At 37.8% G+C, this 14882-nt stretch carries 13 protein-coding genes; 6 read left to right on the top strand and 7 right to left on the bottom strand.

Going from position 1 to position 14882, the window contains the following annotated elements; genetic code table 11:
• Nucleotides 1-105 precede the first annotated feature (105 nt).
• On the bottom strand, nt 106-1056 hold the full coding sequence (locus tag AC0KTX_RS08655) for a carbon-nitrogen hydrolase family protein (protein WP_474251818.1): 951 nt from the start codon (nt 1054-1056) through the stop codon (nt 106-108).
• A 666-nt stretch (nt 1057-1722) separates the two neighbouring features.
• Here AC0KTX_RS08655 and pdxR point away from each other — a divergent pair.
• The 5 genes from pdxR (at nt 1723) to AC0KTX_RS08630 (ending at nt 8240) form a co-directional block, all read left to right on the top strand.
• Nucleotides 1723-3153: a MocR-like pyridoxine biosynthesis transcription factor PdxR gene (pdxR, locus tag AC0KTX_RS08650; protein WP_474251817.1), complete on the top strand. Its 1431-nt coding sequence runs from the start codon at nt 1723-1725 to the stop codon at nt 3151-3153.
• Between the two features lie 362 nt (nt 3154-3515).
• Entirely contained in the window at nt 3516-4118 is a 603-nt protein-coding gene (locus AC0KTX_RS08645) for a glycerol-3-phosphate responsive antiterminator (RefSeq protein ID WP_474251816.1), read from the top strand.
• A gap of 317 nt (nt 4119-4435) precedes the next feature.
• Nucleotides 4436-6055 carry an extracellular solute-binding protein gene (locus AC0KTX_RS08640; RefSeq protein ID WP_474251834.1) on the top strand — a complete coding sequence of 540 codons (1620 nt, stop codon included), beginning with the start codon at nt 4436-4438 and terminating at the stop codon, nt 6053-6055.
• Between the two features lie 330 nt (nt 6056-6385).
• Nucleotides 6386-7327, top strand: coding sequence for an ABC transporter permease (locus AC0KTX_RS08635; RefSeq protein WP_474251833.1), 942 nt, complete (start codon nt 6386-6388; stop codon nt 7325-7327).
• A 28-nt stretch (nt 7328-7355) separates the two neighbouring features.
• Nucleotides 7356-8240 (top strand): carbohydrate ABC transporter permease, encoded by an 885-nt coding sequence (locus AC0KTX_RS08630; RefSeq protein ID WP_474251815.1) that lies wholly within the window; start codon nt 7356-7358, stop codon nt 8238-8240.
• A 215-nt stretch (nt 8241-8455) separates the two neighbouring features.
• Here the strand turns inward: AC0KTX_RS08630 and AC0KTX_RS08625 are convergent, their stop codons facing one another.
• From AC0KTX_RS08625 to AC0KTX_RS08605, 5 genes are all read right to left on the bottom strand, one after another.
• A complete protein-coding gene (locus tag AC0KTX_RS08625) occupies nt 8456-9256 on the bottom strand; it encodes a uroporphyrinogen-III synthase (protein ID WP_474251814.1) in 801 nt (266 codons plus the stop codon).
• 217 nt (nt 9257-9473) lie between these two features.
• The gene (locus tag AC0KTX_RS08620; RefSeq protein ID WP_474251813.1) at nt 9474-10427 is read right to left on the bottom strand and encodes a siderophore ABC transporter substrate-binding protein; all 954 of its coding nucleotides are present in this window, start codon (nt 10425-10427) and stop codon (nt 9474-9476) included.
• Between the two features lie 172 nt (nt 10428-10599).
• Nucleotides 10600-11358 carry an iron ABC transporter ATP-binding protein gene (locus AC0KTX_RS08615; RefSeq protein ID WP_474251812.1) on the bottom strand — a complete coding sequence of 253 codons (759 nt, stop codon included), beginning with the start codon at nt 11356-11358 and terminating at the stop codon, nt 10600-10602.
• The gene (locus AC0KTX_RS08610; RefSeq protein WP_474251811.1) at nt 11352-12302 is read right to left on the bottom strand and encodes an iron chelate uptake ABC transporter family permease subunit; all 951 of its coding nucleotides are present in this window, start codon (nt 12300-12302) and stop codon (nt 11352-11354) included. The genes AC0KTX_RS08615 and AC0KTX_RS08610 overlap by 7 nt, the downstream gene beginning before the upstream one ends.
• A complete protein-coding gene (locus AC0KTX_RS08605; protein WP_474251810.1) occupies nt 12292-13245 on the bottom strand; it encodes an ABC transporter permease in 954 nt (317 codons plus the stop codon). Before AC0KTX_RS08605 ends, AC0KTX_RS08610 begins: the two co-directional genes overlap by 11 nt.
• 240 nt (nt 13246-13485) lie before the next feature.
• Here AC0KTX_RS08605 and AC0KTX_RS08600 point away from each other — a divergent pair, with 240 nt between their 5' ends.
• Nucleotides 13486-13962, top strand: coding sequence for an N-acetyltransferase (locus AC0KTX_RS08600; protein WP_474251809.1), 477 nt, complete (start codon nt 13486-13488; stop codon nt 13960-13962).
• 19 nt (nt 13963-13981) lie between these two features.
• On the opposite strand, the gene AC0KTX_RS08595 is transcribed toward AC0KTX_RS08600, so the two are convergent.
• The gene (locus AC0KTX_RS08595) at nt 13982-14845 is read right to left on the bottom strand and encodes a Cof-type HAD-IIB family hydrolase (RefSeq protein WP_474251832.1); all 864 of its coding nucleotides are present in this window, start codon (nt 14843-14845) and stop codon (nt 13982-13984) included.
• Nucleotides 14846-14882 lie beyond the last annotated feature (37 nt).

Below are 14882 nucleotides of genomic sequence, written 5' to 3'. Positions count from 1 at the left end.
TGATGATTCTCCTTAATTTCGTTATTGTTATTATTATTTTTACTGTCTTTCTGAAACTAGTCAAGAAATAGGAATGTGTGTCTTAACTTTTAATCAGTTCCATTTTTACCATTCAACACTTGTCTGCTTCTTCTTATTTACGAGCAATTTAAAAACATCAGGCCTTGCATAATGCCCAACAGGGTCAAAATCAAATTGGCTGCAGGCGATTTGTTTCATATCCAGTTCTGCGGTGATAATATCTTCCTTGCCAAAAACAGGTTCTGCCACATATTCTCCCAATGGCCCGACAATTGCACTTCCTCCAACACTCATCACTTCTGGGGAAGAAGCAAGTTCTTCATAACAAGCCAAATCTTTTGGGTACATATCTTTTGTTACATACTGGTTGGCAGACAAAACAAAGCATCTTCCTTCCATTGCAATGTGCCGGATCGTGGCCTGCCAAGTTTCTCTCGCATCAGCCGTAGGAGCAACATAGATTTGAATTCCTTGTGCATACATCGCAGCCCTTGCTAATGGCATATAATTTTCCCAACAGATGAGCGCCCCTATTTTTCCATAAGGGGTGTCAAAAACCGGCAATGTGCTCCCATCCCCTTCACCCCAAACAATTCTTTCAGCTGCGGTCGGTTTTAATTTTCGGTGTTTCCCCAGCAATTGTCCGTCAGAGTTGAAAAATAAAACAGAACAGTAGAGAGTTCCGCCGCTGAATTCATTATCCCGTTCAATTACCCCTATCACGAGGTATACACCTGCTTTGCGCGCCGCTTCACCCAGTTGTTCTGTCGTTTCACCCGGAACCGTTACAGAATTGCTCCAATACCGATACCAATCTTTCCTGCCTTCAGCAGAACGACTCCCAATAGTTGTACCGAAGGATAGGCCTCTCGGATAAGCAGGGATAAAAGCTTCAGGAAATACTACAATCTCGGCTCCTTTTTCGCCGGCTTTATAAATCAGATCAACAGCCTTCTTTGTCGTGGCCTCCCGATCCATAATAATGGATGAAGCTTGTATGACGGCCACTTTAACATTTTGTTTTGTATTCGGCATAGGATTCCCTCCAAAAATTGAAAATTACGATAGGAATCTTTTTACGGATGGTTTTGTATCGAGAGGTGCAAGCGCTTGTTTAATAGGAGTATATAATCCATCATAAAAGATTTCAAAAATTTCACACCATCCAATTAATGATTTTTTCAGCCATCCATTTCTTCACCGGAGTAAAAATTTTAAAAACTGCAATCTAACATATAGTTTATAAAATAGCCTTAAGAATAATGTTCACTTAAAGACCTTTTTCATTTGTTTTACTGCCGCAGCAAATTGGCGTGGAAATTCTTTTGCGAAGCTCCGAGAAGGAGTACAATCTATTTACATCCCCCCCCATTACTCGTTAGTATTGCACCTTCGGCTCCCGCAGAGAACACTTGCAAAACCAAAAATTGTGGTTAAACTTTTTTCAGATCTCGTTTGTCGTTCCAACAAATTCCTTTTCCATCATACTAACAACTCGAAGATAGGTGATTATAAATTGGATGGGGAAAATGCTGTTCAATTGGATGGGTATTATTTTTTCTTCTAACATTATAATGAATGTTTGGATGGATCATTTTTCATCTGTTGCGGATGACAACGAATTCCCGATCTTCTTATCTTTTGGTTCATCTTTAATACACGTTAGGAAAAAGCGCCAAACTAATGAAAAGGGTGAAGGGTATGGACTGGAAACCGGATCGAAAAGCGAAAAAGCCAATATATAAACAACTTGCCGAATACATTGAAAACGGAATAGCGGACGGTACTTTTCCTCCTGATAAACCATTGCCTTCTGAAAGATTTTTGGCCAGTAGGCTGCAAATAAATCGGAGCACAGTGTCGGCTGCATACGCTGAATTAGAATCAAACGGGCTTATTGAAAGAAAACGTGGCAGCGGAACAATGATTAGCAAAGATATATGGGGAATGACAAAGAAGCGTGTGCCAAGCTGGAATCGGTATATTGAAGCAGGATCCTTTTTGCCGAATTTGCCTGTCATCCAGAGAATACGGAAAGAGACGGAGGAACATAACCTGATCAATTTGGCAAGCGGAGAATTGTCGGAAGACCTTTTTCCAGTGGCCTCCTTGCGAGAGATCATTTCCACGAGATCTTTTATTGGAAGCCTCGGATATGACCATCCTCAAGGAAATGAGATATTAAGAAATACAATTGCCAAGCATGTGAAACGATATCGGGGAATTGAGACAAATCCGGCCTCCATCCTTATTACGTCCGGCGCCCAGCAAGCTTTATATCTAATCGTTCAATGCTTGTTGAAACCGGGAGATTCCATTGTGATAGAGGATCCTTCCTATTACTACAATCTTCCGGTGTTTAAATCTGCCGGCCTCAAGTTATTTTATTTACCGGTCGGCAAAGACGGTATAAACCCGGACGATTTGCTTCTCTTGTATAAAAAACATCGAATTAAGATGATTTTTTTAAATCCTGCTTTTCAAAATCCAACGGGAACTTTTCTTCATAAAAACCGGCGGAAAAAAATATTGGAAATATCATCCGAATATGGGATTCCCATTGTTGAAGATGATCCTTACAGCTTGATTTCCTTTATAGAAAAAGATACCTATCCGTTAAAATCGGCCGATGAACACGGAAATGTCTTATATATCAGTTCTTTATCGAAAATCGTTGCTTCCGGGCTGCGAATCGGGTGGATTATTGGCCCAAAGCCAGTGATCGAAAGATTATCAGATGCCAAACAACAAGTCGATTTCGGTCATGCCAGCTTTACTCAATGGATTGCGAACGATTTTTTGGAATCTGACAACTTTGACTCACATATCCGCTATATGGGCAAACAACTCGAAAAAAGAAGAAACCAGATTGTCGCAAGTCTTAAGTCCTGCTTAAAGGAAGATGTTGAGTTTTATATCCCGCAAGGAGGCATTCATTTATGGTGCAAGATGAATAAAACCTTTAACGAGATTCATTTGTTGGAAGAGTCAATCAAACGGGGAGTTATTTATGTTCCGGGATCGACAATGGGGACAAGCAAAGGATTTGTTCGTTTTACTTTTGCAAGAGAAACCGAAGAAAATATTAACGAAGGAATAAAAAGATTTGCAGACGCATTTTACAGCTTGTAAACCGTACAAATGTTCATTTATGGAATACCAATCAACTAAAAAAGCTGAGTTGGCATGAGCATCACCATCAATTCAATAACAAGTTTAATGTAAATCCTTTGTAAAGCAAAATTTACATTGAATTAGCGATGGCATCATGCTGGCTTAATATTTGTTTTTTATATTTCTATAAAAAAGCTTTAGACCTCCGTCTCCATCCAAAAAGGCACATCGTTTCCTCCACATAGTTGTTTTAACGAATAACAAATTTTTGCAGGATGAATATTTTTTTGCATGCATAATACGAGAAAAATAGGCTGTCTTCCTGAAAGCGTACTTTGTTCAAAACATGATCGGTATTTTAAAAGAAAGGACATCAGGCTGTGGAAAAAATCAACCCAGGAAAAGTTTTGTTGGAAAGATTAGAAAAACATAAAATGGTAGCGGCCATTAAAGAGCCGAAATATATTGAGCGGGCGATTGAGAATAAAAACAATTTAAGCGCCGTCTTGTTAATGACGGGAACTATTTTAACGGTAAAAAGATATGTTGATTTCATCCAATCTGAAGGGCTTCCCGTCATCTTGCACGTTGAAAAAATAGGCGGTCTGGAAATGGATGGCGATGGAATTGACTTTGTTAAAAAGAATGTTCAGCCAATGGCGATCGTGACAACCAGAAACGGCATTATCAAAAAAGCAAAATCAAGCGGTTTATTTGTCATCCAGCGGATTTTTTTAATCGATACGGAAGTTTATCACAACTTAGTGCGGGACGCGGACCAAATCCGCTCAGATATTATAGAAATTATGCCATGCCGTGCACCGGATTTTTTAAACAAATTCACCAAGGTTTCGCGAGTGCCTGTTATCACAGGGGGGCTATTGACATTGCCGGAACATGCGAAGGAAGCGTTGAACAACGGCGCTGTCGCAGTAACGACGTCCAACTCCAAATTGTGGAAAATCGATTTAAATAAAATTTAAAAGAGAATTTACATCTGATTTATACAAAGTTAACAATCATCCTATATACTGAAACCATCAAGTGAATAGTTACTGGTGCAAACAGAGAGACCTCAAATTTAATGTATATGGTATGCATATATACAATTATATTTGGAGTCTCTTTTTTGTTTTTCGCAAAAAAATGGAGGTGGTTGCATCGGACAAGTCGCCATACAAACGCAAATGACAGATCACGCACAGTATTGAAACGATTCATGCCAAAAGTCACGGACAGAAAGCTGTAAACACCATCAAACAAATTGGGCGAGGAGGTTGAATAGGTTTTGAAAACTAAAATGATGAAGAATTTATTGTTCCTTTTGACCGTAGTTCAGCTAATTATATTTACAACCGCATGTCAAAATTCATCAACTTCGGGAACAAATTCAGAAAAAGCATCAAAGTCCGCGGAAAATGTAAATGAATCCGGATTTCCAATCGTAAAAAAACCGATTGAATTAACCTTTTTTACGGGAAAATATGAACAAAATCATGATAATTATGAAGAAACACTTGTATTTAAAACCTATGAAGAGAAAACAGGGATAAAAGTTAACTTTGAAGAAGTACCCTTTGGAACGTTAACCGAAAAACGAAATCTAGCTTTGGCAAGTGGCGACTATCCGGATGTCTTTTATTCAGCAAGAATCCCTTCTGCTGATCTTTACAATTACGGAAAGCAAGGAGTTTTTATTCCACTGAACGACTTAATTGACAAGTACGCACCGAATTTTAAAAAAGTAATGGAAAAGCATCCTGACATAAAAAAAGGATTAACCATGCCGGATGGAAATATTTATTCGATTCCATCCTATTACGATCCTGATTTTTTACCTATGCTAATTGGTAAACCATTATGGATCAAAAAAAGTTGGCTAGATCAGTTGGGTATGGAAGAGCCAAAGACGATCGAAGATTTTTATAAATACTTAAAAGCAGTGAAACAAACTGATCTGAACGGTAATGGGAAAAATGACGAAATTCCTTTAGCAGCAACGGATACCGGCGCCATTGTTGACCACCTCAAGGGAGCTTGGGGCTTTGGGACTAGAGGTCTGGCACATAAACATGTTGATGTTGATCCCAAAACAGGAAAATTACGTTTTTTCCGAACAGATCCAAAATTTAAAGAAGTCCTAGAATACGTACACAAACTTTACAGCGAAGGACTAATTGATCCAGAAATATTTACAATGGATGATAGTAAGCTGAATGCGAAAGGATCAAAAGGTATTGTCGGATCAGCTATTGTTCCGAACCCTGAAACAGTATTTAGCAATCAGAAGGACTATTTTGGTTTGGGAGCTTTAAAAGGACCTCACGGCGATCAACTTTATAGCCACGTTAAAGCACCATTAGTTCATGTTGGTGCATTTGCCATTACGAATAAAAATAAACATCCTGAAGCAACTATGCGATGGATTGATCACTTTTTTAGTGAAGAAGGAGCAACTTTTCAATTTATGGGTGTTAAAGGAAAAACATATGAGGTAACAAAAAACGGTGAATTGCGATATGTCGATGAAATAATAAATAATCCAGATGGCTTGACTTTTGACCAAGCACTAACACCTTATGTTACGTGGATGGGTGGCAGTTATCCAGGATATGTTCAACAAAAATACTTTAAAGGATCTGAGGCGCTGCCAAGCTCTTTAGAAGCTGGAGAAAAAGCAAGACCGTATGTTCCGGAAGAAATTTGGAACGGATTTAATTACACGGAAAAAGAGTTGGAATTTAAACAGTCAGTTGGAACTGATATCGAAACATACATTGATGAAATGGAAGCTGGTTTTATTTCAGGAAAAATACCTTTCAATGAATGGGACAAGTATGTTGAAAAAGTAAAACAAATGGGTTCAGATAAGTATCTTGAAATTGAAAAAGCAGCTTATAAACGTTATCAAGCCAATTAATTAGTAAAATAGTTGAGGGAGGATGTTTAAAAGTAATGAAATCTTACATCCTTCCTTTTTATCTCAAAAGTGAGAAAGGCGTTATTGATTTTAAGACAAGAAGGTGTCAAAATTTTCTTTCATTTTTTGTATGGGGATGGATGTTCTCGTACTATAAGAATTATATAAAAACTTAAAATAAATTCAGAATGATTCTTTACAACCTACTCTATTTTAAACTTAAAATTTTAAATAAATTCACATAACCTTAATATTAGGTTGTTACGATGGATCTGTCCATTTGAAAACAGGCAGGTGATATTATTGGAAAAACTTCATAGACAACCATTTATCAATAGCGCAATTAAACCGGCCGACACGAATAAAAAGAAAAAAAGGTTAAGTAAAATTCGTAAAAACTGGGATTTATATTTACTTGTTCTTCCTGTACTAATCTATTTTATTGTTTTTAAATATATCCCGATGTATGGAGCGCAAATAGCATTTAAAGATTTTATTGCAGTAGAAGGAATTTTTGGAAGTCCATGGGTTGGTTTTGACCATTTTCAACATTTTTTCAACAGTTTTTATTTTTGGCGTCTTATAGGAAATACTCTTTTAATTGGGGTATATGAACTTGCAGTAGGTTTCCCAATTCCCATAATTCTAGCTTTGCTAATTAATGAAGTGAGGAATAAAAAATATAAACATTTTGTCCAAACTGTTACTTATGCTCCTCATTTCTTATCAGTAGTTGTAATAGTAGGAATGCTATTTTTATTCTTATCTCCACAGACTGGCATAGTAAACCGTCTTATTGTTTTTTTTGGAGGAGAACCAATTTCATTTATGACAGAGCCAGAATGGTTTAAAACCATTTACGTATTTTCTGGAATATGGCAAAACATGGGATGGAGTTCCATTATTTATCTAGCAGCATTATCAGGAGTGGATCCACAATTGCATGAAGCCGCTGAAATAGATGGTGCAAGCAGGTTACAGCGAATATGGCACATTAATCTTCCAAGTATTAAACCAGCTATCATTATTATGTTTATACTGCAATGCGGCAATATTTTTGGAGTTGGTTTTGAGAAAGTATTTTTAATGCAAAATAATTTAAATTTGAGTGCTTCAGACGTCATTTCCACCCATGTATACCGCACAGGTATTTTAGGTTCACAGTACGATTATGCAGCAGCCATTGGTTTATTTGAATCTGTTGTTAATTTTATCGTCCTATTAATAGTTAATTATGCTGCTCGAAAAGCAAATAAAATTAGTTTGTGGTAAATATAACATTTAAGGAGACGTGTCTTTAATGTTAACAAGGATGAGCTTGGGTGATAAAATTTTTACAATTTTCAGTTATTTTATATTAACATTGGTAGCTAGTCTCGTATTGTATCCATTAATTTATGTTTTAAGTGCATCCTTTAGCAATCCAGAACGCATTGTTCTAGGTGATATATGGCTTTTGCCTAAAGGCTTCACTATCGAATCCTATTTATCTGTGTTTCAAAATGACGATATTTTGATAGGCTTCCGTAATACAATCGTTTACACAGTGCTAGGAACTGCCATAAATCTTTTATTTACAATCATGATAGCATACCCACTATCTCGCAAAGATTTCTATGGCAAGGGAGGGATAACAGCATTTATAACCTTCACGATGTTCTTTAGTGGTGGAATGATGCCTACTTACTTGCTTGTTAGAGAACTTGGAATGCTTGATACTATTTGGGCAATGGTTCTTCCCGGTGCTGTTTCAGTTTACAATGTAATTATTATGCGAACGTTTTTTCAAAGCATACCAGAAGAATTAAGGGAAGCTGCATCAATGGACGGATGTTCCAATATTAACTTCTTGATTCGTATTGTGCTGCCTCTTTCCATGCCCATTATTGCAGTGATGGCCTTGTTTTATGGTGTTGGTCATTGGAACGCATATTTTGATGCATTGATATATTTATCAGATACCAATAAATTTCCCCTGCAGCTATTTTTACGGCAAATGCTTATTCAAGATGATATGTCGGCAATGACCAACATGGGAAGTGAAGTGCTTTCCGAACATCTTATGCAAGTAGAGGGTCTTAAATATGCTGTTGTTGTTGTATCCAGCCTGCCAATGATTATCATTTTTCCATTTTTACAAAAATACTTTGTAAAAGGTGTCTTCATTGGATCATTAAAAGGCTAGAGTAATTTGTATTTACCCCGATTATATTGCAAAAAATTTGCCATCATTGTTTTTCATGAAATAAGTCATGCTGCTATACATAATTCTGTATAGGTGAAACATTCAAATGCAGGTGGACGTGATTGCTAGTTTTGACGTGATCACGTTCCACCTGATTTTCTGCACGCAGCAATCCCAAATCAAGCAGCCCGCAAAAAATTTTTTACCGTACAAGGTCATTGATAATATTCATCCAAAGCGACAATCATCGCACCCATCCGCTCTAATTCTGGAACAATGACGCGCTGCACTCCCCGCTCCTTTAACTCTCCGGCTGTTACTTTGCCAACGGCAGCTGCTGCAACATTGTGTTGGAATGCTTCAATAAGCTTTTCTAATGCTCCTTTCTGTTCAGCCAATTGGAAAAGCACCTTCACTTGCGGGGCTGCAGTAAACGCAACAGCATCAAGCTTATTTTCGATTATTTCATCCAACAGCTGTTCGACGGTCTCCGGATTCGGTACAATGGTGCGGTACGGCAAAATTTCATGCAACATCGCACCGTGCTTTTCAAACCAGTTGACAAGCTTTGGTACCGGTTCTCCATGCAATTGCAAAAAAACACGCTGGTTGTGAAAAGAAATTCCTTCGAGAACCCGAAGCAGCCCGTCATTCGTTCCGTCCTCATCGAGAGCATCCGGCTGAATGCCCATTTTTTTAAGAGCCGCTTTCGTTTTATAACCGCGCACAGCAATTTTAGCTTCTTTTAAAACATTCATAAATGATTCGAAAATGCCGATTTTTTCAGCCGCTTCCAAAAGAGCGTCAGTCCCTATTCCGGTCGTAAATACAGCCCAGTCAGTCCCTTTTTCCACAAAGCTCCGTAGATCAGCCTCCAATTCCGAAACAGGGCATTTTATCGTTTCTTGAATCGCTCTAATGACAGGCTCCCCTCCTTTTTTGCGAATTAACGCGGAAAATTCTTCGCTTTTTCGAGAACCTGTGACGGCGATCCGTTTCCCATTTAAGTTTCCCAATGTCTTAATTCCCCTTTCTATTCCATATGTATATTATTATAAAACTTCCATTGATGGGTAAAACCATTTTGAGAAAAAAGGGTTGTCCGAAAAACGGTTTGTCAGCCCAATTATGAAAAAAGTAAGACCAAAAAATGCTGTTAAATCAACATTCTTTGGTCTTTTATTTGGAAACTTGCGACACTAAAATGGGCTAATCAGACAGCCCCTATGAACATTATTGGATGGCTTCCTCTACTTCTTTTACCATTTCAGAAACAGAGATCAGGCCGCCGCCGGATAAATACCAGTAGTTCGGATCCAAGTAAACAATATGGCCGTCTTTGTACGCTTTAGTCTTTTTCACCAATTCATTTTCCACTGTTTGTTTGGCGGATGACTGGCCGCCTACAACACTACCGCGATCTATCACAAACAAGTAATCAGGATTTTTTTCAACAATATATTCAAAAGAAATGCTTTGTCCGTGAGTGGAAACTTCAATATTTTCATCTACAGCTTTCAGTCCAAATTCATCATGGATGATGCCAAATCTTGATTTCGGTCCATAAGCGCTGACTTTCCCTTCATTGGCTAAAATGACCAATGCATTTTTGCCGGTCGCTTCCGCTTTTTCTTTTAGCTGTTTAATGGAATCATCGATTGCTGCCAGTTCTTTTTCAGCTTCCTCTTCTTTTCCGAAAATTTTGCCAAGAGTTTTCACATTTTCATGGAATGACTCTAAATATTTCGTCGTATCAACACCCATAAAAATGGTTGGGGCAATGTTCTCAAATTCTTCATAAACCTCCGATTGTCTACCGGAAATAATGATCAAATCCGGCTCAATTGAACTGATTTTTTCAAAATCCGGTTCTTTTAAGCCGCCGACATTTTCATATTGATCGCTGCTGTATTTGTCTTTTAAATAAGAGGGAAGATTGTCTTTCGGTACGCCTGCCACTTTAACGCCCAGCTTATCCAATGTGTCAAGAACCCCAAAGTCAAAAACAACGACTTTTTCCGGATTTTTCTTCACTTTTGTTTCGCCAAGCTGATGCTTAATCGTCAGTTCTTCTGTTTTTTCCGTTGCGGATTTTTCACCTTCGCTGCCAGCCGACCCGTTGGAGCCGCATGCGGAAAGAATGAAAATCATTAAAGAAGCAATGAGAAAAACGAAAAGTTTTTTCATATAAAAATCACCCCTGTATATTTTATTTTATCGATGATATCGCAATTTCCAGAAAAATCTTCTCTATTGAATAAGAAAATCATAATCATTTCGATTTACTGCAAAGAAAGAGCGCCACGCTCTTCCGTAAATAAGACATTTAACAGAAATTGCGATCCATCGGAATAACCGATTAAGAGAAATAAACACATATTTTGCAATTATTAATATTTTGTATATTAATATCCATGTCATATACATGTTTCAAAGTAGAATGATTGATCACTTGCTCTGTTTGGCCAACATGAACCATTTTTCCATTTTTCATCGCTACAATATAATCGGCATACACTGAGGCAAAGTTAATGTCATGCAAGACAATGACAATCGTTTTGCCCAATTCATCGACAAGTTTTCTTAACATTTTCATAATTTGCACTGAGTGTTTCATATCTAAATTGTTCAAAGGTTCATCCAGCAAAATGTAATCGGTATCTTGAGCGATCACCATCGCGATGAAAGCCCGCTGTTTTTGCCCTCCGCTTAACTGATCAAGAAATTGATGTTCAATTTCTTCCAGCCCCATATAGCGGATTGCTTCGTCGACATGTCGCTCATCTTCTTTTGTCAATCTTCCTTGAGAATAAGGGAAGCGTCCGAATGAGACGAGTTCTCTTACCGTTAATCGAAGGTTGAGATGGTTCGATTGTTTTAAAATGGATATTTTTTTCGCCAAATCATTGCTTTTGCATTTTCCAATTTCTTGTCCGTCAATATATATTTCGCCTGCATCTTTTTTAATTAAGCGGCTGATCATGGAAAGCAGCGTGCTTTTCCCAGCTCCATTAGGTCCAATAAAAGCCGTAATTTTTTGTTTCGGTATTTTTAATGTAACATCTTCCACTACCAGCTTATCCCCGTATTTTTTTGAAACATTTTTCACTTCTACCATGATCGATTCTCCTTTAATAGAAGATAAATAAAATAAATACCGCCAATAAAGTTAATAACAACGCTTAATGTTGTCGAAAAGGTAAATACTTTTTCGATTAATAATTGCCCGCCGACTAAAGCAATCAATGCAAAGAGAAAGGTGCCAGCTGTTAAAATACTGTGTTTATAAGTTTTGAAAAACTCCCTGGCCACATTAATGACAAGCAGTCCTAAAAAGGTCATCGGCCCTGTCAAAGCAGTCGAAATGGATACTAAAACAGCTACAATGATCAGCAGCCTTTTGACAACAAGATCAAAATCAACTCCTAAGTTAACGGCATGTTCTCTTCCAAGTGCAAGGACGTCCAAGTATTTGGCATATTTCAAAGTATATAGGCCAACCAGAAAAATACCGGCTATGGAAAGGTAGAGTAGATCTGTATTGACGTTATTGATGCTGGCAAACATCCTGTCTTGGACAATTAAAAATTCGTTAGGATCAATCAGCACTTGCATAAACGAAGTTAAACTCCCAAAAAACGTTCCCAATATTAATCCAATGAGAAGAAGAAGATAAATATCCTTCCCTGCCCTTTTAAAAAGCAGCTGATAAAAAATGAGCGCAAACAACATCATAAAGCAAAGAGAGATCGCAAAATTCACATTTTTATTCAGCATGGTAACATGGGTAGAACCGAATAGAAAGACAAGAAATGTCTGTATAAGCAAATATAAAGAGTCTAAACCGAGTATGTTTGGAGTCAAAATTCTATTGTTTGTGATCGTTTGAAATACCAATGTTGAAAAACCGATGGCGATGCTCGTGATGATAATCGCCAATATTTTAACCGTCCGGCGCGGCAATGCATAATCCCAATTGCTCCCAAGTCCCATAAAAAGGAAAATACCTATTAAAAGAACTGCAAATGCCGATAGAATGGAAAGTTTTGCTCTATAACCCATATGCTTTTCTCCTCATCAGTAAGTAGACAAAAAGAGCACTTCCAATAACGCCGACGGTTAAGCTGATGGAAATTTCATACGGATATATGATCACCCTTCCTAAAATATCGCAAGCCATGACAAAAACAGCACCAAGCAATGCAGTGTGAGGCAGATTTTTTTTCAGGTGATCCCCGTTATAAATGGAAACGATATTCGGAACAACAAGCCCCAGAAAGGGAATGGTGCCAACGGTTAACACAACGGATGAAGTGATGAATGCGACAATGATAAGTCCAATATTCATCACCTGTTTGTAATTTAAGCCTAAATTTTTTGAAAATTCCTCGCCCATTCCGGCAACCGTAAATTTATTCGCATAAAAATAGGCGATGAATATAAAAGGAATACTAATGTACAGGAGCTCGTATTGCCCCTTCATGATCAGCGAAAAATCCCCTTCCAGCCATGAAGCAACATTTTGGATCAAATTATTTTTATAGGCAAAAAAAGTTGTAATGGATCCGATAATGTTGCCAAACATTAAACCGACTAACGGAACGAAAACGGCATCTTTATACTTGATTTTGTTTAATATATTCATAAAGATAAAAGTTCCAAGAAGGGCAAATAGAAACGCAACCATCATTTTTTGAAGCGGGCTTGCGTTAGCAAACACCATCATGGCAACCAAGATCCCTAATCTGGCGGAATCCATCGTTCCAGCAGTTGTCGGAGATACAAATTTATTTCTGCTCAACTGCTGCATAATAAGACCGGCAATGCTGAAGCTTGTTCCCGCTATAATAATGCTGATCACCCGAGGAATTCGGCTGATAAGCAAAATTTGCGTTTCTTCATCCTTAAAATAAAATAAATCGATCGGATGAATCTCTTTTACTCCAATAAACAGCGAGGCAATTGAAAGAATGACGAGTGCCAAGAGCAAATACCTTTTTTTCATTTCTGTACTCTTTCCTAAACGTAATTAATAATGAAATTCGTTATCAATTATAATAGAAAAAAAATATATTTTCAATAGCTAATTCACTAAAAATAGACATCGCCCTGTTGATTGAATTAAATGAAAAGGAATCATCTTCGGATTTCTTATTGACATTTCTGCTTCCATACCGATATTATATATGAATAAATATTATTTTTTTTTAATAAATATTCAATCAATCAAAACGAGGGATTATGTATGTTCATTCGAAAAGCTGTTATGAGCGATACAGAGGCGATTTATCAGTTAATCAAGCACTATGCATTGGAAGGAATATTGTTAAGCAGAACGTATTCATCCATTTATGAAAATCTGCAAAACTTTTTTGTTGCGGAAGATAGCGGAAAAGTGGCCGGCGTTGCCAGCTTGCATATATTGGACAAAGATTTGGCGGAAATCCGCTCGCTTGCCGTTCACCCGGAACATATCGGAAAGGGCATCGGCAAACAACTCGTGAAGCAAGTAATGGCGGAAGCAAACAGATTAGAAATAGAAAACTTGATTGCTTTGACCTATCAAATCGAGTTTTTTTCAAAACTAGGGTTTGAGATTGTCGATAAACAATCGCTGCCGCAAAAAATGTGGAAAGATTGCATTAATTGTCCAAAACTGCCGTCATGTGATGAAATCGCCATGTTAAAAAAGGTTTGGCAAAAAGAATTGGCAAAAAATTAGAAGCGGGTTGGTCCGCTTCTTATTTTGATTGAAGCACATATTGCTGAATGGCATAAGCTACACCATGTTCATCATTTGTTTTTGTAACAACGTCGCATATTTCTTTGACCTCAGGCTCCGCATTTCCCATTGCTACAGACAAGCCGGCTGCCTCCATCATCGGCACATCATTGAAATTATCGCCAATGGCAATCGTATTCTCGATCGGAATGTTAAAATGCCGAGCTACTGTTTTCAACCCGAAGCCTTTATTTCCATTCTTATTCATCACTTCAATGTTGTATATTCCAGAAGTTGTGACCGCAACCCCGCAAAGATTTTGTAAATCTTTCATCATCTTCTCTCTCATTTGCGGTTGAAACTGTAAAATAAAAAACTTTTGTACAAATAAATCGCTGCGGTTAATGACATCTTGAACATTCCGGAATAAACGAATGTTGACGGTTTCCTTCGGCTGCTCGGTTAACTGACGATATTCAAGATCCGTTAACCGGTTTTTCAGTTCTTGATTCGCATTTAATGCTTCTTGAACATGATCCATCCAATGTTCCGGCACCCAAATGCCTTTGTTCGTATAAAGCTTATAAGGCGCTCTGTATGTTTCCAATATTTTGGCTGTTTCTTGCACTTCTTCATTAGTCAGCGAAATCATTTGCGGCTCTTTTCCCTCAATCATTACGACTGTTCCGTTGCTGGCGCCGACCGGACATGAAAGACGGTATTCATCCAGCAGCTCCAAAATATTTTCAGGAGCCCGCCCTGAACAAATCATGACCACATTCCCTTGATTTTGCGCTTCTCGGATCGCTTGCAAATTTTCCGATGAGATCGTTAAGTTAGAAGATAAGAGTGTTCCATCCATGTCAATTGCGATTAATTTCATCAAACCTCTCGACTCCCTTTATTTAAGTTCATATTTG

It is taken from the genome of Aeribacillus sp. JST-2 (assembly GCF_056032925.1).
The sequence above is the reverse complement of the archived record's forward strand: the minus strand, read 5'-3'. Positions and strand labels throughout refer to the sequence as shown.